The sequence below is a fragment of the Thalassotalea ganghwensis genome (assembly GCF_053485795.1).
On sequence record NZ_JBQRUM010000006.1, the window covers coordinates 108,886 to 131,648 of the forward strand.

Below are 22,763 nucleotides of genomic sequence, written 5' to 3' on the forward strand. Positions count from 1 at the left end.
TTCAGTTAACGATATATTTCTTATCAGCTTTTTTTCATTGATAACAAAGCTTGGCACTGTTGAGTACTAAGGGGTAAAATGCATTGAAGTTTTTGATGAAACCAAGATAGGCAGTCTGTTGAAAACCAAAATTATTACGCGCAAAGGTTACTTGAAGCTTCAACAGGAGCACGACCACCTTTGGCGAGAAAAACGCCCCGAAATCACTAAAATCGTATCTTGGGCGGCAAGTTTAGGGGATCGCTCTGAGAATGCTGATTATACGTTTAATAAGCGTTTGCTCAGACAAATTGACCGACGAGTCCATTATTTACGTAAATTGCTACCAGATTTAAAAGTGGTTGATTATTCGCCACAGCAAGAAGGGCGGGTATTTTTTGGCGCTTGGGTTGAAATTGAAAATGAGGCTGGCGATGTCAAAAAGTTTCGTATTGTCGGCCCTGAAGAAATTTACGGAGATCAAAAAGACTATATTTCAATCGATTCTCCCATGGCGAGGGCTTTATTAAAAAAAGAAGTTGATGATGAAGTGTTGGTCAAAACCCCTGATGGTGAAAAATACTGGTTTATTAATTCTATTGAATATGAAAAAGAATAAGCTTGTTTAAGGTTAAGTAAGGACGACCCCAGCGCGTAAAGGATTTATGGCTACAATAGAGAGAATAGCAGGTATTTACCAGGGGCGAAGTACATCATCGGCTTATCAAGACTTAGTTTGGACAGTGGCAACTGCTGGCGATACCACTTTAGATATCGTTGGCCAGACCAAAGCGACATTAACAACAATAGAAAACAACCTATTAGCGTTAGGCAGTGATAAACATGATATTGTCTCTGCACAAGTTTATATTGTGAATATCGATGAAAAACCACTAATGGATGCTATTTTTTGTCAATGGCTTGGTGATGGCCCTCAGCACTGGTTAAAAAAGGGCCTGTTTAGGTGTTTAGCTTGAAGGTAATGATTATTGTTAGCAATTAAAGAACAACTCGCGTACCAGTCGTTGAAAAAAGCCATGGTGGCATATGCCAGTATCAGTGAGTCTGCTTGGCAAACGTTTTTACTGATCACCCGTTATCGTGAGGTGCCTAAAGGCACAATGCTATGCAGTGTCGGTGAACTTCCACAATATTTTAGTTATTTATATCAGGGATTGGTGCGTTGTTTTGTTTGTGATGAAAAAGGGAATGAATACAATAAAAATTTCTTCGATGAAGATAAGTTTCCCGGGTCGATGACATCCTTGTTAACCGCTATGCCTTCAAAAGTTGGTTTTGAAGCACTTGAACCATGCATCATCATTGATATTAATTTTGCGAGTTTTAGACAACTTATCGAACAATATGATGACTTTAAGCGTTTTCAAATCAATTATCTGGAAAAGAATTGGTTGCTGGCAAAGGATGCTCGTGAAATAGAAATTGTTCAGCAAGACGCTAGTCAACGCTATCAAAAGTTTGTCGAAAGGTTTCCAATGTTGAGTACTCGTATTCCGCAGTACCATATCGCCTCGCATTTAGGCATTACACCAACTCAGTTAAGCCGTATTCGAAAAAAACTGCTCTAAATCAACCTATGTAAATGATTACCTAAACGTGACTGATTACATTACGTTCATCTTGAATTAAATGGACGAAATAAAATGAAGATAGACCATCAAGAATTGTTAAATGCACTGAATTGGCGCTATGCCGTTAAACAATTTTCGGAAAGAAAAGTTACTGATGAGATGTTAACAACGCTACTTGAAGCCGCTCGTTTGACACCATCATCTTATGGGTTGCAGCCATATTCGCTTCTGGTCATCGAATCAAAAGTTATCCGAGAGCAATTGTTAAGTCACTCATTTCAACAAGATAAAGTGCTCCATTGCTCACATCTATTGGTATTTGCGGCTAAAACCATTGTTGATGAGCACTTAATTGATCGCTACATCGAAAAAACGGCAGAGCTATCTGACCGAACGCAACAGCAATTAGAAGATTATCGTCAATATCTCTTATCGGTATTTTCTGCTATGAAAGCAGAGCAAAAACAGCAGTGGTCACATCAACAAGCCTATATTGCCCTTGGAAATGTGTTAACTTGCGCAGCGTTGTTGCAAATTGACTGCTGTCCTATGACAGGTATCGATAGTAGCGGCTATGATCAGGTACTAAACTTAGCTGACAAAGGGCTAACCACCACCGCTATTTGCCCTATTGGCTACCGAGCTTTGCATGACAAATCCGCACAGGCTACAAAAATACGTGTTGATCGTGAAGAATTAATTATTGAGGTCTAGGATGAATCTACTGATGTTACTGGCATTTCTTGCTGGCGCAGCGATCGCGATTCAAGCCAATCTAAATGCGCAGTTAGGGGTGTTATTAAAAAACTCTATGCTAGGCACCGCAATAGCTTTTTTTACCGCTTGTGTATTTTCTATTGGTATGCTGTTGGTGACCACTAAACATTACCCTGATGTTCAACAAGTAAAGAATATCCCTATTTACTTTTGGTTTTCAGGAGGGGCACTAAGCGCTCTGGGGGTTGGCTTGTTTTACTATTTAATCCCAAAAATGGGGGGTGGCGCGATGATGTCATATGCATTAACAGGTCAAATGTTAGCAGCAGCGCTGACCAGTCATTTTGGTTGGCTTAGTTTGCCCACTACCCCGTTAAACGGGCAAAAATTATGTGGAATTGTCGCCTTAATTGTTGGTGTTATTTTAATGAATGGAAAATCTAACTATGGATCATAAGCAAGCCAATCTTAGTAACTTGATCGCGTTGTGGCAATTGTATGGCTTCAAGTCCTTGCCAATTGGTGTAAAGCAAAGTGTAAATGTTAATAGTAGCTGGCCACATCGAAGCTGGTTTGCTTCCTCAAGCAATGCCGGTGATGTTTTAGATACCCTATTAGCTGAGCAATCTAGGCGACAAGCGGGCATTATTTGTCCGTTGTGGCCCTCACTAGAGCCATCACATTTAGCATTAGCGCAAAAGCTTCTTAATGATGATTGGCAAATTGGCTTTTCTCAAACGGCGATGCAATTACCGAGAAATGCTTGGCGTCAACAGCACAGACTTGAACAACAAGACATATCTATTGAGCGAGTAGTTACTAAAGAGAATCTCGCTATTTGGAAAGATATTGCTAGCAGTGCCTTTAATTATGCGATTGATGAAGGTGCTATACAGATCTTACTTGAGCGGGATGACGTTAACGTTTATTTAGCAGCTAAAGAGGGTCAATATGTAGGAACCGCCTTATTTTTTCAAACAGGAAGTTATTTAGGGGTTCATCAAGTTGCTGTTGCCCCTGCTTGGCAAGGAAAAGGCGTTGCATATCAACTAATGCTGAGACTATTTGAGCAGGCGTTGGTATCTGATGCAGAACACATCGTGTTGCAGGCTTCAAAACTCGGCTTGCCTTTGTATCAAAAACTTGGCTTTAACACCTTGTTTACTATTGATAATTATCGAAAAAGCGCATGATGAAATGCGCTTTTTCTTAATCAATGGCTAAGCCTAACAGGGTATACTAGCACTAGCTACAACCACATTTGCCTGAACTTTCATTGTTGTGAGACGCTAACGTATTAGGCACTTGAAAAACCGTATTGATCAGTTGCTCTCCAAGCTTGATGCATTCGAGGTGGTCCCATGTCTCGCTAGCTCCAGAATTTTGTAACGGCTTGAATGAAGCTTCTAATAGCAAAGATGGCACGTTAAAGTGCTCGGTAACATAACCTGTAGCTGTTTTTGCTTTGCTTTTATTAGCGCTACAGCAACTCGTACCACAACCTGTTTGAAAACTATTGTAGTCATATTCTGTTTGAAAGTTTGCTGAGCGCTTGGCAAGCTCTTGTTTAACCGACTGTGCGCTTTCATCATGACCTTTGGACATGATGAAGTTGTAGGGAATTTCTTCATCGCCATGAAGATCGAAAAAGAAATCAACGCCAATCTCCGCCATTGCCTTTTGCACATAAAATACTTCTGGGCATTGCTCGGCACATGCTTCGTCCCAACAACGATTTAAGTTTTTGCCTAGTGCGTTAGTGCGGTGATTACCTAATAAGGTACCATCCGGATTCATATTGGCAACGAGATAAAACACATACTCATGTTGACTTTCTGTTAACGGGGTATTGTCAAGCAAGGCATTAATGCTGCCTTCTATCACCCATTGTGCCATTGTTTCACCAGGATGCTGCCGTGCAATAATCCAAACGTTTTTTGTCGATTGACTTGGTTTACCAAACCTTAATATTTCCATCGTTTGCCCTAAAGGCGAGTTCGGAAGCGGTATTGAGCTCACCAAAGGGGAGCGCTTGATAGAATCAACTAATTGCTTTTGCCTAGTCAAAGGATACGGTACAAAGTATGCGTAATAGACGGTCGAGCGCTCAGCTAAAAGATTAAGGTGTAACTTATCACCATCAAAACTAGTAGTTACTCGAAACCAACTTTGGTTGTCGTAAGAAGCAAATGCCTGGTAATCTTGCCACGCTTTTGAAAACGAAACTTCACTGGCATTACGGATAGTAATATGTTGTTGTTCAGCCTGCTGTGTTGATACTGAAAAATAGAACCATTGTCGGGTACAGGCTTGATTATCCTTTTTAATGTTAACGATAATGTTACTTGCGCTGTCAGCTTCAACAACTTCAATAGCGCCACCTTCAAAATTTGAACTAATGGTGATCATTATAAGGTTACTCCTACGTTTAGTAATTCGATAACAAAGCCAGTAAAGCAGGCGGTTAAAAATACTGAGGTGATAAAAGCAAGTAGCAATGGCCAGTGAAACAAGCGCTTTAACATCACCATCTCTGGAAGGCTGGCACCAGCGCCGGCTATGGTTAAAGACATCACCGCACCAACACTCATACCTTTAGCGATTAGTGATGCGGCAATAGGCACCATCGTTGAAGCTCTAACATACAGAAATACGCCGATAATCGCTGACATCGGAATTAACAACATTAAGCTTGTATTAGCAAAAGAGGTAAATAACTGGGCAGGTACATAGCCATGCAATACAGCCCCAATGGCAACACCAATCACCATGTATGGCAGCATGGTTTTTAACTCGTTAAACGCGCCTTTTACCAAGCTGTAAAAGGTATGATTTGATTGATATTTTGGCTCTGTTTCACAGCAATTTGAAGTTTCTGCATTAGCCGTATCTGTTGGCGAACAACACGAGTCCGTGCTTATGTTGCTGACAGTTGAACTTGGTGTGCAGCTTTGTGGTTCACATGAAGTTTTGGCAGCATTTGAGTCATTACACTGATTACTTATGCCAAGGCTTTCGTGTTTGATAAAACGCTCAAAATTAAAGTGAGCTAATACTGCACCACATACGCCAGACATGGTAATAGCAAATATGCTGTATAGCAGTGTGATTTGGGCGCCAAAGGTTACCCAAAAAAGTGCGATAATAAACGGATTCACTAGGGGGGAGGTAAACAAAAAAGCCATTACTGGTCCAAAAGAAGCGCGTGCTTTTAATAGACCGACAGTCATTGGTAGCGTAGAGCAACTGCAAAATGGTGTCACTGCGCCCAGCGCGATAGCAGCGCCATAACCACGACTACCCGATAGAATTGCCTGGATTTTTTCTGCAGGTAAATAATGGTTGATTAAGCTGACAATAAAACTAATACCAACGAATAACAACGCAAGTTCGGCAAAGGTGCCAATAAAAAAGCTGATCGCTTCTTGGGTTGCTGTTGACACAGGTATCGTTGAGATAAACTGAGATACCACATCAGTTGTTTGTAGAGATGAACTCATTTTTTCTACTCCAATTTTATATTTCTAGAATATTCGAAATATAAGATTAAAAAAAAGCTTTAACAGCCTTGGCAGCACTCTTCAGAAAGAAATGCGATTAAGTTGTCTAGCTCCTGATACTGGGCGTTACATCGCAACACTCTTCCTTCACGTGTTTGTGATACAAGGCCTACTTGAACTAAGCGAGAAATATGATGTGACAGAGTAGAGCCTGGTACATCGAGCTTTTCTTGTATCGCAGATACAGGTAAACCTTCTTGCCCTGCTTTAACAAGCGTTCTATATATTTCTAATCGAGTTTTATGACCCAATTCTGCGAGTTGATTCGCGGCTTTATCTATGTTCATGGTGGCGATGTTAGATGACTTCATCGCCACTGTCAATACATTTCTAGAATTATCGAAATATAAGTTGGATATCGATTTATATTTCGACGTCGACATAGCGAGTTGCTTGACCAATGCCTCCCGCAGTCAACGAGACAATTTTTCTATTAGTAAGTTTTAGCGATACTTGAATAACGCTAGGTGATGGCGGTGTCATTGCATAACCTTGTTCAATGCACATATCAGGTTGATCTATGGCGAGCTGATCAAATAGATAGCAAGCGAGTGGGCCTGCTGCCATGCCAGTTGCTGATTCTTCTTGTATACCATAGCTAGGTGCAAACATACGGGTGGATGCAGTTCTATTTGCTATATTGGTTTCTAACGTAAAAACATAAAAACCAATGAGGTTATATTTTTCTGAATAAGCAGCAATTGCTTCGAAATCAGGTGTTAGCCTTTGTAATGTCAGGATATTGTCAACACCGATCACTAAGAAACTATTGCCGGTATTAACAATTTTTGGTTCGCCAATACCGTGTTCTTTAGTTATTCCGAGCGTCTGGTAGATTTCATCTAAACTTTCATCTACATCTCGGTATTTAGGTGGCAATTGCTCCATAAATGCTTTGTTTTCTTTCAACTGGATTTGTCGAATGCCATCAATGGTTTCTTTTGAGCTGTTGGGAGTTGCAAGTAACCCTTGCTGCGATAAATAACTAAAAGCAGCGATTGTGGCGTGACCACAATGCGCGATTTGTTTTTCCGGTGTAAAGAATTCAAGCTTGTAGTCAGCCTTGGTCGAGCGTGATACAAAAGCGGTTTCAGAAAGGCCAATTTCTTTTGCCAGTAATTGCTTTTGTGCTTGAGTAAATTTGTCGCTATCTAGAATAACGCCGGCTGGATTTCCACCCGTTTTTCCATCGATAAAAGCGTTAACAATAGGTACGTTGAGGATCATCATTTATCTCCGTTAGTGTGTTGAGTTGGTTAACGTGAGATCTATGGTAATTAGCTAGACCATACTCTAGGTCAAGGACTTTTTTAATCGCGCGATTTTTTCATTGGTTACTTTGAGGTAATGCTCAATATCTTGCTTTTTTTGTTCAAGTTGGGCTAGGTGTTGTTGAAGAAACGCCATACACTTTTCTTGATCATCTTGATAATAAGCTTGTGCATAGTGCTGAATCTGACTTAATGGCATGCCCGCGTTTTTCATACAGGCAATCCAATTCAACAGGTCGACATCTTGAATACTATAATTTCTGTGGCCACTGTCATCAATATCAGGTCGCTTTATCAGTCCCTGTTTTTCGTAGTAACGAATGGTATGAATACCTAGGTTGGTTTGTTTACTGACTTGACCTATTTTCATAATCTTACCCTTCGTTTATTCGATAGCATAAAGCCTAAGCGACAATTGATGAATGTAAAGCTTTTTCATTAAGTTACCAATGTCGTGATCAAATGCTGTTAGCACGAACGAAATTTAGCCGGAAAAGCTCAACACGCCCTAGTAAAAGCACTTAACAAAATTCACATAAATACTATCATCATTCGTTCATTAACACGTTATACTATGCGCCTGAAAAATTTGTCATTCGCGAGTGGGAAAAATAAATGACCGCAATTGCTGAGCAAATCGCTCTAGAACTTAACGTTAAAACATCTCAAATTAATGCTGCAATCAAGCTCCTCGATGACGGGGCAACGGTTCCATTTATTGCTCGATATCGCAAAGAAGTTACCCAAGGCTTAGATGATGGCCACTTACGTGTTTTAGAACAACGTCTTAGTTATTTGCGAGAACTCAATGAACGTCGCGCGGTTATTTTAGCCAATATCGAGCAACAGCAAAAATTAACGCCTGAACTCGCTGAAAAAATTAATGCGGCAGATAATAAAACCCGCTTAGAAGACTTATATTTACCCTATAAACCTAAACGGAAAACTAAAGGTCAACAGGCGATTTTAGCAGGGTTGTTGCCCTTAGCCGATAGTATTGTTGCAGATTTGCAAGTGGATCCCGAGCTACTCGCTAGCGATTTTATTAACCCTGAACAGGGTATCAATGACGTTAAAGAAGTGCTTGATGGCGTCAGCGCTATAATAATGGAACGTATGGCCGAAGACGCTGAATTGTTGCAAAAGCTCAGAAATCATTTGCGTAAGAATGGTCATATTCGTGGTGTCGTCGTTAATGAAAAAGACGCAGCGGCGCAAAAGTATAAAGACTATTTTAACCACAGTGAATTGCTGATTAAAGTACCCGCTCACCGAGCATTAGCGATGTTACGTGGAAGAAATGAAGGCTTTTTGCGTTTATCGATAGAGGCGGATCCAGGACAAGACGCGAATGCCTATAGTAGCGGTGAGCAAATTATTCATGATCACTATCGATTTAATCTAAGTGCTCAACCGGCAGCAAGCTTTTTAACTAAAGTGATTCGTCGAGCATGGAAGACGAAATTGTTAACTAGCTTAGAAACAGAATTGCTTGGGCAACTTAGAGAGCGTGCCGAGCAAGAGTCTATTAAAGTCTTTGCTGAAAATTTAAAAGATTTATTACTTGCTGCCCCCGCTGGTGCAAAGGTAACCCTTGGCCTAGATCCTGGATTAAGAACGGGTTGTAAATTAGCGGTGGTTGATGAGACTGGCAAGTTGCTGCAAACCTTGACGATTTTTCCTCATGCACCGCAAAATAATTGGGAAAAATCAAAACGCACTATCGTTAATTTATGTAAACAACATAAAGTGGAGCTGATTGCGATTGGTAATGGCACCGGCTCACGAGAGTCAGACAAGTTAGTTGCCGAAGCGATTTCAGAACTTGAAGCCAATAAGCCAACGCGATTGATTGTCAGTGAAGCGGGCGCCTCGGTCTACTCGGCTTCCGAACTTGCTGCGAATGAATTTCCAGAGTTGGATGTTTCTCTGCGTGGCGCGGTTTCTATTGCCAGACGTCTTCAAGACCCACTAGCAGAATTAGTGAAAATTGATGCCAAAGCCATTGGCGTTGGACAGTACCAGCACGACGTTAACCAAAGTAAGCTAACTCAAGCACTTGATAATGTCATTGAAGATTGCGTAAATGCCGTTGGCGTCGATGTTAACAGTGCCTCGCCAGCATTATTAGCACGCGTTGCCGGCTTAAGTAAAACCATGGCGCAAAACTTAGTACAATATCGTGATCAGCATGGTCGTTTCACGTTGAGGGAACAATTACAACATGTACCACGTATCGGTCCTAAAGCGTTCGAGCAAGCGGCTGGCTTCTTACGTATCCGTGATGGAGAAAACCCACTTGATGCCTCTGGTGTTCACCCAGAAACGTACCCTATCGTTGAAAAGATTATTCGCCAATTAAACCGCGAGCTAGATCAATTGCTTGGACAAAAAGAATTGTTAGCGACAGTCGATAAAAGTCAACTAATTGATGACGATTTTGGCGTGCTAACGGTTAGCGATGTCGTCAATGAATTAGAAAAACCAGGGCGCGATCCGCGTCCAGAGTTTAAAACCGCGAGCTTTAAAGAAGGTGTTAATAGTATTGAAGATTTATCTGAAGGTATGATATTAGAGGGAGTGATTTCCAATGTTGCAAACTTTGGTGCATTTGTTGATATTGGTGTTCATCAAGATGGCTTAGTACATATTTCTTCATTAACTAATAAATTTGTCAGTGACCCGCGTGAAGTGGTTAAAGCAGGTGATATTGTTAAAGTGAAGGTCACGGAAGTTGATGTGAAACGCAAGCGTATTAGTCTAACCATGCGATTAGATGAACCAACAGCGGCTAAACCTAAAGCTAACGTAGCTAAAGCGCCAGCCAAGCATAATGCTCAGCCTAAAACGAGAGGCCAACAGAGTAAGCCTAAAGCACCTAATAATGCTGCGATGGGTAATGCGTTTGCTGATGCCTTTGCAAAACTGAAAAAGTAATACTAATAGCAATAAATAGTTAACCAATTCAGAGCTATCTCAGGATTGTGTGAACAAAGCACATTGATGCCGTTGTCGTCATTCTCGGCTTTGTCTCCTGAGTCGCTCTACTTCCTGAATCTATGCAATCGTCCAGCAAAGAGATTTGTGAGGTTATCACTTTCCTGACAAGCTCGAACTGTTTTGTCAGTTAACACGCTAAAATTAAAAAACAATACCAGCCTTTTGATTAAAAGATTTTGTTTCTTCATTGAAATTCTTTTACAGTATCGACGCACTGCAATTTTAGGAAGCAGGCTGAATTAAAATAGTTTTAACAAGGAGTTATCACGATGAAAAAATCATTCATCTATTCTATCGGGTTGTGTTTATCACTAGGAGCTTTTCAAGCGACCGCAGGACAAAATTCTGGTGTGCTTGATGGTACCTATGTACCGGTATCTGGTCATAGCTTTTCTCGAGAAGTCAGTCGAATATCTTTAGGGGAGGCGCCACGTCAAGTCGGACGCTATAGTGTCGTCCTACACCGCGAAGGGTGGAGTGACCTATCCGAGCAAGAAAAAAAGCGGATTAGAAAACGTTTGGTGATCCGTGGTGAATATACTGGGGTGATGGACATGGGTACGATGACCTTATCTCACACTTTAGTTAATGATGAAAAAACCGGGACGCTGTATTCTCAAGGCGATTTTTTGATTCCACAGCAAGGCGATGGCTTTTGTTCAGCGGGTATACCGTTAACAGGGGTTGAACAGATCAATTTTGTTGCCGGCACTGGCGATTATGAAGACTTAGTGATGGGCACTTTAGTATTGCATGCGCTAGTGAATAATTGTCCGGGTGAAGATGACTATTTGAGAAACCATTTTGATGTGATGGTTGGCTCTGGCGGGCTAACATTTTTCGCTCAACCTTAAGGCATGATGTCAGTAGGGGATACCCTACTGACACTTACTATTGTCTATCGTTTGAAGCCTATTTAAAATCAGCTGGTATTTATCGCCAGCGAAGTTAACCTCTAAAAGTTGAGGCAAGCTCTTCTAAGCCATCGGCATTCTCTTTAACTTTCTCACCATTATGGCTAACAGCTTCTGCGCTAGCGGTATTGTTTTTAGCAATATCATCAATGGCATGAATACTTTGGCTAACCTGATCGGCAACGACACTTTGCTCTTCTGTCGCTGTAGCGATCTGTGCCGTAATGCCGCTAATTTCGTCGACCATGGTTTTGATGGTTGCCATGCTCTCCTGAGCTTGATGAGTATCTTGGACACAATGATTGGCATCATCGCGACTAAGTAGCATTACATCACTCCACTTTTTCAAGGTGTTTTGCAAATCAACCACAGACCCTTGAATATGCTCTGTAGCGCTTTGGGTTCTACCCGCTAGCGTGCGAACTTCATCGGCGACCACAGCAAAACCGCGACCTTGTTCACCAGCGCGAGCCGCTTCAATGGCGGCATTCAGTGCTAATAAGTTTGTTTGGTCAGCGATCCCTTGAATCTCACTCATTATCGTGGCAATTTTGGTGGCATCATCCACTAAGGCTTCAGCACTGGCAGCAGCATTTTCGACACTCGAGGATAACTTGGTGATCTTGCCTTGCGTGGTGTTGATTAAGGTATTCGTTTGGTCGCATTGGCCAACAATCTCAGTGACTTTGTCATGAGCTTCATTGGTATTTTGGCTCACTTCTCCAATCGTTGCACTCATCTCGGTGATCGCTGTCGCTAATTGACCTAATTGGTTATTTTCTTCAAATAATCCGTCAAGTGTCTGTTGTGCGGTTTGATTTAGTTCATCAGCAAGTTGGGCAAGTATTGCCCCTGAGTCTCTGCTGCGCCCTAAAATGGTTCTGACTTTAGCTTGCTGCATGAGATAGGGATAACGTAACTTTGCCGCCAACCCTTTACCAGCAAAAATCAGTCGAGATGGGCTCTCATATTTATTATCGATAGACGCTAGCTCGCTAGGAAGTGTGATCATTTCCTCTGCAAATATAATGACCAATAACGCCACTAATACCAATAAACCTAAAGCGGCGAAAAAGCCATGTAAGACAAACGCCAATAATGTCGTGAGCATCACTAATAGCGCAGCAATGATTCTTTTAAGAGAGAGGTTAGCAGAAAACTCTCGTAGTGGTTTACCTTGGTTAATGGCCTGATAAAGTTGCTCTGCTGCTTGTTTTTGTTCATTGCTTGGGGCAACGCGAACTGACTGATAACCAACAATTTTGTCACCAGCATATAATGGGGTCACATAAGCATCAACCCAGTAATAATCACCATTCTTACAGCGATTCTTAACCATTCCTCGCCATGAATCACCACGTTTAAGTTTTTGCCACAAATCAGCAAATGCCGCTTTTGGCATATCAGGGTGACGAACAATATTGTGATGCTGACCGATAAGTTCTTCTCTAGTATAGCCAGCGATACGGCAAAAGTTGTCATTGGCGTAGGTGATATCACCTTGTAAGTCGGTGGTTGATACTAATTGTTCGCTAGAGGAAAAAGTGACTTCTTTTGATGAGCTTGTTTGGGTCATTTATGCAGCCTTGCAGTGATAATTTTTATCTAATAAACATCAACATAATTGCAATTATTATCGATAAGTTGGGTAAATGCGAATGATTATTATAATATAAATTAATTTAAGACTTTATTTACCTGAGTCTTCAAGGCAAGTGTACGGTGGATATGGTTAAGAAGTTTGTCGCTCTATCGTTAGCAGTCAGTGCTAGTATTGAAACCATATCAACACGCTCTAAAAAAAGGGGAAGATAAACTTCCCCTAACATAGCCATCATATTGGCCAACTAACGCAATGAACCGATTACAAAACGTATTTTATTGACAATTGAGCATAGTCAGAATCAAGATCTAAATCGGCAACTTCATAATTGCCAAATTCGACACCATAAGACAGTTCTTTGGTGATGTTTTGAAAAATATTGACCCCCCAATGCGTGCGATCACGGTCAGATTTATCGGTTTCGGTGTTACCATAGAAAAAGTTACTACGTAAGGTTTCCGTCCAGAAATGACGATAAGAAACCATAATGGATGTGCTATCTTCTACTTCTTCACCGACTAAGTCAGTTGATGCAGCGGCGCCAACATAGCGACCAATATTGCCACCGTGGATAGCGAAGCGTAGATCATCTTTACCAAAAGTATTAATACGGCCTGAGACACCATAACCCAAAGCAGATTCACTTTCACCACCTAGAGTATTGAGTTGTCTAGCAACAGCTGAAACCGCGACGTTACCCCAATCACCTTTGAAAGTGTATTTACCGACCATATCGGGTAGCGAATCTTGACTAGGATCACCACCATACGACTCTGGGTTTTCAATAGCGAATTGGAAATTTCCATTGGTGTATCTAATTTGGGTTTGGCGAACAAACGCTGAAGCGACTAATGGTCCACCAAAATCAGCAGCCTCTGCCAAAGCACTGGTATTCATAAACGTCGACCAGGTTTGGCCTACCGTCCAGTTTTTATATTTTATAAACGCATGGCGCATGCGAGGGCCAATTGAGTTAGTGAGTATTTGATTTCCTTCTCCAGTGTAAAAGTCCAACTCAACAAAGCCAGTAATATCACCGTGCGTATACTTGGTATTTAAACGAGATGAGGCCACCGAAAACTTAACACTTGAGATGTCTCCTTCTGCGGCGTTACCGATCCAAAAGTCACCTAAGTAGGAATTGACGTTACCATCGACATAACGGACATCACCCTGCAGATATCCACCAAAGGTTATGGTGTCTTGATCATTGATTTGTATTGAATAGCCTGCTTGAGCCTGACTCGATAGCAGCAAAACGCTTGCAGCAAGCAATGTGTGTTTTTTGTTGAACATTCTCGTATCCCCATTTGATCTGGTTAGCCTAGAAAGACTGCTAAGGATTCTGAGGCTATATTTTTTTAATTATAGTTATTAGTCTTCTACTAACTTAGTCATAACGAACCCAATGAGAAATTAGACCTAAGTCTAAGAATGGGGGTTTTGGCATTAGACTTTAGTCGAATAAATGCCTCGAGATTAGAGCGTGTTGATCTTTGATGTACATTTTTGCAGCAGTTCATTTGAAGTTTATACAAGACAGAGCCTATGTCATGTGGTTATTCCCCATAAATAGGCAATAACGAAGTAGAAATTTCAAATGGGCGCTGTCCTTAGGATTTGTTTAAACGTGATTTACTCCTTGTTGTTACTCATTTGTATAGAATAACCATACTGTATTCGCTACGCCTCGATTAAATCACGTTTAATTCGAACAAAATTTGTACCGCAAAGATCAACACGCTTTAGCAGATAACAGGAGTTTTATCGCTGAACTTAGTGACTTAAACGATAATCACTTTGACAATGCGCGTAATCCAGTAAACTTGATGCTAATATTGCGATAAGTATTTTTAATCATTTAGGGTGTGTTGATTTTTAGAGGCTATTTAAACCGCAAAAGATTAATACGCCTTAATAAAATAACTTCAATAAAATAGGGTTATGTCATGAGGAAACACTACTGGCTTACGCCGTTACTTACGGTTTTAGCTGTTAATGCTAATGGAGAATCGCTTAGCCAAGCAGATTATCAAAGAGCAGAGCAACGACTTGCTTCAAACGTAGACAAGTTGGTTGTCGGTACGTTAGAACGTCCTGTGTGGAATAGCGATGCCACAGTCATTTACCGTAGCAATACTCCCCAAGGATATCGCTTTTACAAGGTAAGTGCTGATAATGGTAAGAAAGTAGCAGCTTTTGACCATCAAAAATTGGCTGAATCTTTAGCGCGTGTCAGTGAAACGCAAGTTGATGGAAATGCTTTACCATTCAAGCGTATCGAAGAGATGAGCCAGCAATATCTTAGCGTAAAGGTTAGTGGTGTTAATTATCGTTGCAACCTTTCGAGCTACATTTGTCAGGAAAGTAAGTTAATTGAGCATAACAATGAACAATTATCTCCCGATGGCAAGAAAGCGGTATTTATTCGTGAGCACAACTTATGGATGAGAGAGTTGGCGACCAATAAAGAAACTCAACTCACCAAAGATGGTATTAAGGACTTTGGTTATGCTACTAACAATGCCGGCTGGATAAGAAGCGATAAGCCAGTGGTTAAGTGGTCACCTGATTCAAGCAAACTCGCCACATTTAAACATGATAGCCGTAATGTAGGTGAAATGGGAATAGTGTCAACTAACGTTGGTCATCCTACGATTGATGTCTGGAAATACCCATTACCCGGTGACGAGCATATTTTTAAAATTCATCGCGTGGTCATTGATGTTGATCAAAGGAAAGTCGTCCCTTTGAAAATGGCTGCAGATGATCACCGCTCTACTATTACCGATCATGTTGCAGGTCGAGATGGTCAGCTTTTGGACATAGATTGGGCTGAAGATAGTCAGGGTTTTGCTTTCGTATCGTCAAGTCGAGACCATAAAAGTGCGACGCTAAAAATTGCTGATGCAACCACGGGGCAAGTAAAGACAGTGTTTACGGAAAAAACTGACGCATTTTTTGAGTCGGGTGTTGCCGGTATCAGTTGGCACTATTTAGATAAATCTAATGAAATTATCTGGTTTTCGCAGCGCAGCAATTGGGGGCATTTGTACTTAATTGATGCCAATACCGGTAAAGTTAAGCGTCAAATCACTCAAGGGGATTGGACCGTTATAGCGCTTTTGCATGTTGATCAAGCTAACGGGCAATTGGTATTTACTGGTGCAGGACGAGAGGGCAGTGATCCTTATTATCACTCTCTGTATCGCGTCAATAAAGATGGCTCTGATTTAACGCTACTGACTCCTGAGAAAAAGCATCATCGTATTACCTTAAGTCCTGACGGTCAGTACTTTATTGACCAAGTATCAACACCAACTGAGCCTGAAGTGAGTTACTTGCGCGGTGTTAATGCGGGCAAATCGATTGAGCTTGAGCGCATGGATATTAGTGCTTTAACCGCGAGTGGTTGGCGAGCGCCTCACCATTTTGTTGTTAAAGATCGTAATGGCGAACACGACATTCATGGTTTATATTTCTTGCCGTCAAACTTCGATAGCAGCAAAAAATATCCAGTCGTCAATTATTTATATCCAGGGCCTCAAGTTGGTAGTATTCGTGGCCGTCATTTTCAGGCTGCTCGTAGAGATCACCAAGCCTTAGCCGAATTAGGTTTTATTGTGGTTGAAATAGATGCACTTGGCACGCCTGGTCGTTCAAAAGCATTCCATAATGCTTACTATGGCAACATGGGGGACAGTGGTATTCCTGATCAAGTTGCAGCGATTAAACAACTGGCAACAAAACATCAATGGATGGATTTAGATCGTGTCGGCATTTGGGGTCACTCTGGTGGTGGGTTTGCTTCAACTCGTGCTTTATTACTATATCCTGATTTTTATAAAGTGGCTGTCTCGCAAGCAGGAAATCATGACAATAGAAATTATGCGGATGAATGGGGCGAAAAATATCATGGTATGTTAATCAATCACGAGGACAACACCACCAATTATGATAGCCAAGCAAATCAACTTATTGCGAAAAACTTAAAAGGTAAATTGTTGCTGGTTCATGGCACAACAGATACCAATGTACCGCCTTATAATACGTTATTGGTGGTTGAAGCCTTGATTGCCGCTAATAAAGACTTTGATATGTTAATGCTACCTAACCGAGGCCATGGTTTTGCCATGGAATCGTTTATGTTGAGGAAAAGGTGGGATTATTTTGTTACCCATTTAATGGGTGCGACACCACCGAAAGAGTATCAATTTAGTCAATAGCATGACTGGAATGGATAAAAAAGAGAGCTTAGGCTCTCTTTTTTATTGTCTAAAGTTGGCGCCATCCTTGCGCTAGATCAATACTTAGTAGCAAGAAGCTGGCGATAATGTCGCTAAATCTAAAGGAGATAGCCATGACTGCTCAAGAATTAATAACCACCTTAGAAAATAAAAAAGAACAGCTAGTCACTCGTATTTCAGCGATAGAAGCAGATTTTAAAAAAGGGCGTTCTGCTGATTTTTCTGAACAAACAACAGAACGTGAGAATGATGAGGTTCTCGATGAAATTCATCATGAGGCAAAAGTTGAGTTGAAGTTAGTCAGTGATGCATTGCAAAGAATTGAACAAGGCAACTATGGTATTTGTTGTCAGTGTCAGGAAACCATCAGTAAAGAGCGTTTAATGGCATTGCCTTATACCGATACCTGTATTAATTGCGCCAATTAGGAGAATAACATGACAATAGAGAAACATGATTTACACCACGAATTCCCGGAATTTGAGAAGGAAATTCATCAATTAAAAACCAGTGACAACCATTTTGCTAAGTTATTTAAAGAGTATCATCAGGTTGATCATGAAGTGCATCGTATCGAACAAGGCGTTGAAAATACGACAGATGAGTATTTAGAAGGTCTTAAAAAACAAAGGTTAAGCTTAAAAGATCAACTGTTTGTTATGTTAAAAAAAGAACAAGCAACAGCGTAGACAAAAGCGTATATGAACTTAGTCTAAACGTTGATGAATTGGTTTGATATTTATCAGCGACAAAGCACCAATATCCATTGACGAACGGATATTGGTGCTTTTTCTTTTACAAACCTGTGGTAAATTTAGCCTATCATTATTGAGTTATTATATTGCCTGCTGCACTACTAAGAGACAGGTTTACAATAGAGAGCACCAAAAGATCCTAGAGGTAATTTTCTCATCAGTTTAGTTGCGAAAATACCCAACTGACATACTATTAATATTAACGCTCTAACGAATGATTACTAGTGGTTATTATCAAATACTTAACGCTATTATTGATATTGTTTGTTGCTTACTTGCCGCCATCCTTTGCTAACGAAGAAGTGGTGTTGCAATTAAAGTGGAAACATCAATTCCAATTTGCCGGCTACTATGCAGCGAAAGAAAAAGGCTTTTATCAAGACGCGGGTTTTAATGTTGAAATCAGAGCAAGGAATCCGTTAACAAGCCCTGTTCAAGATGTGTTAACTCGTCGTGCTACCTTTGGCATCGCTGACTCGAGTATTGTCTTACAACGTATGCAGGGAAAGCCTGTCGTCGTATTATCGGCAATTTTTCAACACAGTCCCTTAGTATTAATGGCATTAAAATCGTCAGGAATAAGAACCGCTGAAGATTTAATTGGCAAGCGCGTTAGCTATCAAAAAACGATTGATGGCGCGTCTATAACCGCGATGTTTGCCGCTTTAGGTATCCGGCAAGATCAGTTTACTTATGTGCCATTTACCTTTAACGATGACCGGTTGATAGAGGAAGATGTCGATGCTTTTTCGGTATACAGTACTAATCAACCGCAGTTTTATTTGAGTCAGAATATTGATGTTACTTTGATCGACCCGGCAAGCTATGGGATTGATTTTTATGGCGATTTGATTTTTTCTACTCAAGAGTATGTCGAAGAAAACCCAGAAAGAGCGCAGGCCTTTGTTGATGCAAGTATTAGAGGTTGGGAATATGCCTTAGCTCATCCAGAAGAAATCGTAGAGTTAATCATCAGTAAGTACGATAGTGAAAAAGAATTGAGTTCTTTGCTATTTGAGGCCCAAAAAACCGCACCCTTGATTCAGTCGCAAACCATGCCTATTGGCACAACCTATCAAAATCGCTTTTTTCGTATCGCCCAAATTTATGTTGATGTTGGACTTGCCAAACAAAATGTGCCCCTAAAAGGCTTTTTCTTAGAAGATTATTTAACAAAAGGGACTTTTTTAAATTATCAGTTATTGATTTATGGCGTGTTGATTGTTGCAATACTATTGATGATAACCATGAGCTTTAACTATCAGTTGCGCAAGCGTGTCAAATTTAAAACACTCAAATTAAAGCAGCTCAACGATGATTTGACTGAAAATTTAAAAGCCTTGGATGAGAAGAATGCTCAGCTTAATCAGGCGAAGCAATTGGCGGAAGTTGCCAACAAGGCGAAGAGTTTGTTTGTTGCCAATATCAGCCACGAAATTAGAACGCCCCTTAATGGTATTTATGGGTCATTGCAATTACTTCAACAAGAGCAACTCAATGATAATGCGACTGAACTTGTTGACCATGCACTTTCATCGAGTCAAAACTTATTAAATATCGTTAATGATGTCCTTGATTTTTCAAAGATAGAAGCAGGTAAACTTGAACTTGATAAAACCGTTTTTGATTTAACCGAATTAGTAAAAGAATTAAAAGAATATACCGATACCTATAAGAAACCGTCAGAAGTCAACTTGAACTTTGAAATTGATGAACATGTCCACCAGTATTGGCTTGGTGATGTTACCCGTATCCGGCAAATATTGTTAAATTTATTATCAAACGCATTGAAGTTTACCGAACAAGGTCAAGTCAGCTTACGTTGTGTTGAAGATAAGCTCGGTGAAGGGCTTATTTTCAGTGTCAAAGATACTGGTATTGGCATGGATGATCTCGCACTTGAAAAACTCTTCAATCAGTTTGAACAAGGGGATGTTTCGACAACGCGAAAGTATGGTGGCACAGGCCTTGGAATGTCGATTTGCCAAACCTTGATTAACCTGATGAAGGGTAAAATATCGGTGAATAGTTCACTCGGGATCGGCAGTGAATTTTTGGTGACGATTCCTTTAGAGAAGTCAAAGCGGTTACAAGATATTACTAACAAAGCCCACTTTAATTTGGATTTAAGCGACCGCACTATACTGGTGGCGGAAGATAATCGGGTTAACCAAACCATTTTAAAGAAAATGCTCGAGGTAACCAAAGCTAATTTAGTCTTGGTTGAAAATGGCGTGCAAGCCATCAATAAAACGTTGGAATTAGCTCCTGATTTGATCCTGATGGATATTCAAATGCCGGAAATGGATGGTAATCAGGCTTGTCAGCAGATAAGAAAACATAATACTGACGTCATTATTATCGCCGCTACGGCGAATGTTTTAAAACATGAGGTCGAGCAATATTTAAATAATGGCTTTAATGGTCATATTGGTAAGCCGATTGATAAAGCGGCGTTGTATGGTATTTTGGCGGAGTACTTAACTGCCAGTGATTAGTAGAGCAAATCTGACAGTGTCGCAGTCTTTGACATATTAGCCGTTTGCGCTAAATATAGCTCTGCCGTGGCGATAGCGTCGTTGAGGGCATTGTGGGCACTATAATAGGGCAAATGATACTGTTCTCGCAGGTTGCTCAATTGTAAAGCGCTTGGATCATAGCCAATATCACGTCGGTGCATGCGACGCTGTGCTACCACTAAGGTATCAACAACCGCCAAAGGTGGTGCCATACCATAAAGTTCAATACAGGCTTGTTTTAAAAATTGCTGTTCTATTCGGGCAAAGTGCACCAACATGATTTTTCCTGTCAGCGCATGTAATAAGGAGTCTATCGCATGCTTTAGTGAACAACCTGTGGCTTGCTGTTGATCAGTGATTTTATGTATTACCACATTACGCTCTTGTAATGCCTGTCGAGTATTTATCACTTGATGATAACAGGAGCTTAGGTCTATTTTTTTCTGGTTTATTGAAACACAACCAATACTCAACAATTTGTCGTTGATAGCGTCTAGTCCTGTTGTTTCAAAGTCGACGGCGAGTAGTGGTAATGTATCTATCAAACGCTTTGGCGAGGGCAAAGGCCTTGATAAATAATGCTTTAATGCGCCTTCTGGTGCTTTGGCTAACGCCCTTTTACGCGAAACTTCATAACCATTGAGCCAATGAAGTAGTGGGAGATAATGAGTCATACCGGCACTAATAAACCGATTGTCGGCTATCTTGCAGGGTTTTTATCACTTTAAACGCATCTTTTAAGTGTTCGCGTTCCAGCTTCGATAGCTGCTTAGGGTTGAGGTAATTATTAGGTTGTTTTCCTTGTTGCAATAGTTGTGCTTGATGTTTCATTCTTAATAAACCGAGAAACTGATAGGCGTCAATCAGATTTTTGGCTGAGGCAGAGGTTAGTGATGAACTGCCACTAGCTTGTTTTAGTCTTTCGATGGTGTTTGTTGCTTCAATACCTTCACTTAACGCATAAATTCGCGCTAAGTCGACGATAGGAGCAATACCCGTATGTTTGAGATCTAAGGTTGATTTGTGCTCGCCGCTTGCAATCAACACAAAGTCCTTGAAAAAGCCAAGCGGTGGTTTTAGCATCAAGGCATTGCGGGTTAGGTGTGCAAGAAATAACGTATTGGTGCGGGTTTTCGCTAGCATTTTTTGCCTAACCTCTGCTAACAAGCTTTCATCACCATAAATAGTGGTTAAATCAAAAAATATACTGCTATTGAGCAATGCTTGAGGTTTCGGTTGGTTAACCCATTGGTTAAAGTAACGATGCCAGACATTCTGAGGTTGACACCACTTTTCATTGGTTGCCATGATGTTACCAGGACAATAAATAAACCCACATTTAGCCAGTTGATCAGAAACAAATTTCGCCAAGTTAAAAAACCATTGCCGATCTCCGTCACTGGCGCTGTCGGCAAAAATTATTGCATTGTCTTGATCAGAATGAACATATTGCTCTCGCCGCGCTTGAGACCCTGCCGCTAACCAAGCCCAAGGTACTGGTGCTTGGCCAAATTGTGAAATCGCCATTTCGATTAAACGACCGGTTAACGCTGACGTTATCGCGCTGATACTTTTGCCAATGTTTTCGGCGGTAGTACCAAGATAAGTCATTTTAACTTGCAGCTTAGGCAGTAGTTGGCAGTATTTTATTAACTCATCAACATTTTGTGCTTTGCGGATCATATGGGTTAAATTAATCGCATTTTGGCTTTCAAAATTCATCAAATCCGTAATGGTTATCATCGCGTACAGCTTGTTATCTTTGGTGATCGGCAAATGATGTATTTCTTTGCTTGTCATTAACATCAAAGCATCAAAAGCACTGGCATCTGATGTAAGAGTGACAATATTATCCGTCATAATATCTTCAACAGGTTGTTCAAAGCTCAAGCCCTGTGCAACACAACGAGTACGAATATCTTTGTCGGTAATAATACCTACTGGGCGTTCATTATTCGTGATGACTAATGATGAATACCCCAGTTTACTCATTTGTTGGGCAGCTTGCTGAATGCTGACCTGATGAGAAATAGTTGCAATGCCTTCTTTGCAGCACTCGGCAACCGAGCTGTTGACCATAGATGAGGCGATTATTGTTTGTTCATTTAACGTGCTGACTTGTTGACTCAGTCGCTGCTCTGCAGACAACTCAAAAAATTCGCACACAATAGGAAAGTCAGCAGCTAATGTTTGTAACGTTGAATAATGTAGATGATAAAGCAAGGTATCTTCTTCTGCACAGGTGATAATATTATTGGAATCACTTTGCTGAGCAGTGAATACATCAGGCAACAAGGTGGCCCCTTCGCTAAACATAGTGACTAATTCATCATTTGCCGTTTTGCTCGCTAGTACTCCTGAGCGGATCAAATATACCGTTGCTGTTTGTTGCTCTGTTATGTCGAGCACTTTTCCTTTCGGTAAGTAGCTGATTGATAAATTCTTGGCAATCGTCGATTGCAGTTGAACGGGTAATTGCTCAAACGGGGGAATGGTCGATATAAAGTTGACGATTTCCTTCAGTTCATTATCCATTAGGGTTCACTGTCCTGATACGCTTTCTTCAGTTTTAGTTGAAATGAGCCATGAAAGTCAATGGAATTTGC

The 22,763-nt window shown here is 40.8% G+C and carries 21 protein-coding genes; 12 read left to right on the forward strand and 9 right to left on the reverse strand.

Going from position 1 to position 22,763, the window contains the following annotated elements; translation table 11 throughout:
- Positions 1-118: 118 nt before the first annotated feature.
- The 6 genes from greB (at position 119) to ACSLUH_RS08020 (ending at position 3,481) form a co-directional block, all read left to right on the forward strand.
- Positions 119-598, forward strand: a complete 480-nt coding sequence (gene greB / locus ACSLUH_RS07995) for a transcription elongation factor GreB (RefSeq protein WP_448565785.1) — start codon at positions 119-121, stop codon at positions 596-598.
- 46 nt (positions 599-644) lie between these two features.
- Positions 645-956, forward strand: coding sequence for a RidA family protein (locus tag ACSLUH_RS08000; protein ID WP_448565786.1), 312 nt, complete (start codon positions 645-647; stop codon positions 954-956).
- A gap of 12 nt (positions 957-968) precedes the next feature.
- The gene (locus tag ACSLUH_RS08005; protein ID WP_448565787.1) at positions 969-1,568 is read left to right on the forward strand and encodes a Crp/Fnr family transcriptional regulator; all 600 of its coding nucleotides are present in this window, start codon (positions 969-971) and stop codon (positions 1,566-1,568) included.
- 75 nt (positions 1,569-1,643) lie between these two features.
- On the forward strand, positions 1,644-2,285 hold the full coding sequence (locus tag ACSLUH_RS08010) for an NAD(P)H-dependent oxidoreductase (protein ID WP_448565788.1): 642 nt from the start codon (positions 1,644-1,646) through the stop codon (positions 2,283-2,285).
- Between the two features lies 1 nt (position 2,286).
- A complete protein-coding gene (locus ACSLUH_RS08015; RefSeq protein ID WP_448565789.1) occupies positions 2,287-2,745 on the forward strand; it encodes a DMT family transporter in 459 nt (152 codons plus the stop codon).
- Positions 2,735-3,481, forward strand: coding sequence for a GNAT family N-acetyltransferase (locus ACSLUH_RS08020; protein ID WP_448565790.1), 747 nt, complete (start codon positions 2,735-2,737; stop codon positions 3,479-3,481). The genes ACSLUH_RS08015 and ACSLUH_RS08020 overlap by 11 nt, the downstream gene beginning before the upstream one ends.
- Positions 3,482-3,533: 52 nt before the next feature.
- Here ACSLUH_RS08020 and ACSLUH_RS08025 read toward each other — a convergent pair whose 3' ends face one another.
- The 5 genes from ACSLUH_RS08025 to ACSLUH_RS08045 all read right to left on the reverse strand — a co-directional run bounded on the left by ACSLUH_RS08025 (position 3,534) and on the right by ACSLUH_RS08045 (position 7,489).
- Complete coding sequence (locus ACSLUH_RS08025; RefSeq protein ID WP_448565791.1) at positions 3,534-4,697, reverse strand: M14 family metallopeptidase; 1,164 nt, start codon at positions 4,695-4,697, stop codon at positions 3,534-3,536.
- The gene (locus tag ACSLUH_RS08030; RefSeq protein WP_448565792.1) at positions 4,697-5,788 is read right to left on the reverse strand and encodes a permease; all 1,092 of its coding nucleotides are present in this window, start codon (positions 5,786-5,788) and stop codon (positions 4,697-4,699) included. The genes ACSLUH_RS08025 and ACSLUH_RS08030 overlap by 1 nt, the downstream gene beginning before the upstream one ends.
- 59 nt (positions 5,789-5,847) lie before the next feature.
- The gene (locus ACSLUH_RS08035; protein ID WP_448565793.1) at positions 5,848-6,231 is read right to left on the reverse strand and encodes an ArsR/SmtB family transcription factor; all 384 of its coding nucleotides are present in this window, start codon (positions 6,229-6,231) and stop codon (positions 5,848-5,850) included.
- The gene (locus ACSLUH_RS08040; RefSeq protein ID WP_448565794.1) at positions 6,212-7,078 is read right to left on the reverse strand and encodes a PhzF family protein; all 867 of its coding nucleotides are present in this window, start codon (positions 7,076-7,078) and stop codon (positions 6,212-6,214) included. Before ACSLUH_RS08040 ends, ACSLUH_RS08035 begins: the two co-directional genes overlap by 20 nt.
- Before the next feature lie 63 nt (positions 7,079-7,141).
- Positions 7,142-7,489, reverse strand: a complete 348-nt coding sequence (locus ACSLUH_RS08045; RefSeq protein ID WP_448565795.1) for a MerR family transcriptional regulator — start codon at positions 7,487-7,489, stop codon at positions 7,142-7,144.
- A 245-nt stretch (positions 7,490-7,734) separates the two neighbouring features.
- On the opposite strand from ACSLUH_RS08045, the gene ACSLUH_RS08050 reads away from it, so the two are divergent.
- Together ACSLUH_RS08050 and ACSLUH_RS08055 are read left to right on the forward strand one after the other, a co-directional pair.
- Positions 7,735-10,056 carry a Tex family protein gene (locus ACSLUH_RS08050; protein ID WP_448565796.1) on the forward strand — a complete coding sequence of 774 codons (2,322 nt, stop codon included), beginning with the start codon at positions 7,735-7,737 and terminating at the stop codon, positions 10,054-10,056.
- Between the two features lie 332 nt (positions 10,057-10,388).
- The gene (locus tag ACSLUH_RS08055) at positions 10,389-10,973 is read left to right on the forward strand and encodes a hypothetical protein (RefSeq protein ID WP_448565797.1); all 585 of its coding nucleotides are present in this window, start codon (positions 10,389-10,391) and stop codon (positions 10,971-10,973) included.
- Positions 10,974-11,067: 94 nt separating this feature from the next.
- Here the strand turns inward: ACSLUH_RS08055 and ACSLUH_RS08060 are convergent, their stop codons facing one another.
- Together ACSLUH_RS08060 and ACSLUH_RS08065 are read right to left on the reverse strand one after the other, a co-directional pair.
- Positions 11,068-12,609, reverse strand: coding sequence for a methyl-accepting chemotaxis protein (locus ACSLUH_RS08060; protein WP_448565798.1), 1,542 nt, complete (start codon positions 12,607-12,609; stop codon positions 11,068-11,070).
- A 288-nt stretch (positions 12,610-12,897) separates the two neighbouring features.
- The gene (locus tag ACSLUH_RS08065) at positions 12,898-13,932 is read right to left on the reverse strand and encodes a DcaP family trimeric outer membrane transporter (protein WP_448565799.1); all 1,035 of its coding nucleotides are present in this window, start codon (positions 13,930-13,932) and stop codon (positions 12,898-12,900) included.
- Positions 13,933-14,585: 653 nt separating this feature from the next.
- Between ACSLUH_RS08065 and ACSLUH_RS08070 the strand changes: the two genes are divergently transcribed.
- The 4 genes from ACSLUH_RS08070 to ACSLUH_RS08085 all read left to right on the forward strand — a co-directional run bounded on the left by ACSLUH_RS08070 (position 14,586) and on the right by ACSLUH_RS08085 (position 20,136).
- Complete coding sequence (locus ACSLUH_RS08070; RefSeq protein WP_448565800.1) at positions 14,586-16,862, forward strand: S9 family peptidase; 2,277 nt, start codon at positions 14,586-14,588, stop codon at positions 16,860-16,862.
- Positions 16,863-16,996: 134 nt separating this feature from the next.
- Entirely contained in the window at positions 16,997-17,311 is a 315-nt protein-coding gene (locus ACSLUH_RS08075) for a TraR/DksA family transcriptional regulator (RefSeq protein ID WP_448565801.1), read from the forward strand.
- Positions 17,312-17,320: 9 nt separating this feature from the next.
- Positions 17,321-17,572, forward strand: coding sequence for an HP1242/YdcH family protein (locus ACSLUH_RS08080; RefSeq protein ID WP_448565802.1), 252 nt, complete (start codon positions 17,321-17,323; stop codon positions 17,570-17,572).
- A gap of 290 nt (positions 17,573-17,862) precedes the next feature.
- Positions 17,863-20,136, forward strand: coding sequence for an ABC transporter substrate-binding protein (locus ACSLUH_RS08085; RefSeq protein WP_448565803.1), 2,274 nt, complete (start codon positions 17,863-17,865; stop codon positions 20,134-20,136).
- Here the strand turns inward: ACSLUH_RS08085 and ACSLUH_RS08090 are convergent.
- Complete coding sequence (locus tag ACSLUH_RS08090) at positions 20,133-20,831, reverse strand: exonuclease domain-containing protein (RefSeq protein WP_448565804.1); 699 nt, start codon at positions 20,829-20,831, stop codon at positions 20,133-20,135. The two genes, ACSLUH_RS08085 and ACSLUH_RS08090, sit on opposite strands and share 4 nt — an antisense overlap.
- Positions 20,832-20,838: 7 nt before the next feature.
- Positions 20,839-22,692 carry a putative nucleotidyltransferase substrate binding domain-containing protein gene (locus ACSLUH_RS08095; protein ID WP_448565805.1) on the reverse strand — a complete coding sequence of 618 codons (1,854 nt, stop codon included), beginning with the start codon at positions 22,690-22,692 and terminating at the stop codon, positions 20,839-20,841.
- Positions 22,693-22,763 lie beyond the last annotated feature (71 nt).

Coding starts and splice junctions, on each gene's coding strand:
- ACSLUH_RS08090 (WP_448565804.1), bottom strand. CDS start 20,831: ATGACTCATTATCTCCCACTACTTCATTGGCTCAATGGTTATGAAGTT.
- ACSLUH_RS08070 (WP_448565800.1), top strand. CDS start 14,586: ATGAGGAAACACTACTGGCTTACGCCGTTACTTACGGTTTTAGCTGTT.
- ACSLUH_RS08060 (WP_448565798.1), bottom strand. CDS start 12,609: ATGACCCAAACAAGCTCATCAAAAGAAGTCACTTTTTCCTCTAGCGAA.
- ACSLUH_RS08030 (WP_448565792.1), bottom strand. CDS start 5,788: ATGAGTTCATCTCTACAAACAACTGATGTGGTATCTCAGTTTATCTCA.
- ACSLUH_RS08050 (WP_448565796.1), top strand. CDS start 7,735: ATGACCGCAATTGCTGAGCAAATCGCTCTAGAACTTAACGTTAAAACA.
- ACSLUH_RS08000 (WP_448565786.1), top strand. CDS start 645: ATGGCTACAATAGAGAGAATAGCAGGTATTTACCAGGGGCGAAGTACA.
- ACSLUH_RS08010 (WP_448565788.1), top strand. CDS start 1,644: ATGAAGATAGACCATCAAGAATTGTTAAATGCACTGAATTGGCGCTAT.
- ACSLUH_RS08025 (WP_448565791.1), bottom strand. CDS start 4,697: ATGATCACCATTAGTTCAAATTTTGAAGGTGGCGCTATTGAAGTTGTT.
- ACSLUH_RS08020 (WP_448565790.1), top strand. CDS start 2,735: ATGGATCATAAGCAAGCCAATCTTAGTAACTTGATCGCGTTGTGGCAA.
- ACSLUH_RS08055 (WP_448565797.1), top strand. CDS start 10,389: ATGAAAAAATCATTCATCTATTCTATCGGGTTGTGTTTATCACTAGGA.
- ACSLUH_RS08075 (WP_448565801.1), top strand. CDS start 16,997: ATGACTGCTCAAGAATTAATAACCACCTTAGAAAATAAAAAAGAACAG.
- ACSLUH_RS08035 (WP_448565793.1), bottom strand. CDS start 6,231: ATGTCGACGTCGAAATATAAATCGATATCCAACTTATATTTCGATAAT.
- ACSLUH_RS08080 (WP_448565802.1), top strand. CDS start 17,321: ATGACAATAGAGAAACATGATTTACACCACGAATTCCCGGAATTTGAG.
- ACSLUH_RS08045 (WP_448565795.1), bottom strand. CDS start 7,489: ATGAAAATAGGTCAAGTCAGTAAACAAACCAACCTAGGTATTCATACC.
- ACSLUH_RS08065 (WP_448565799.1), bottom strand. CDS start 13,932: ATGTTCAACAAAAAACACACATTGCTTGCTGCAAGCGTTTTGCTGCTA.
- ACSLUH_RS08015 (WP_448565789.1), top strand. CDS start 2,287: ATGAATCTACTGATGTTACTGGCATTTCTTGCTGGCGCAGCGATCGCG.
- ACSLUH_RS08040 (WP_448565794.1), bottom strand. CDS start 7,078: ATGATGATCCTCAACGTACCTATTGTTAACGCTTTTATCGATGGAAAA.
- ACSLUH_RS08095 (WP_448565805.1), bottom strand. CDS start 22,692: ATGGATAATGAACTGAAGGAAATCGTCAACTTTATATCGACCATTCCC.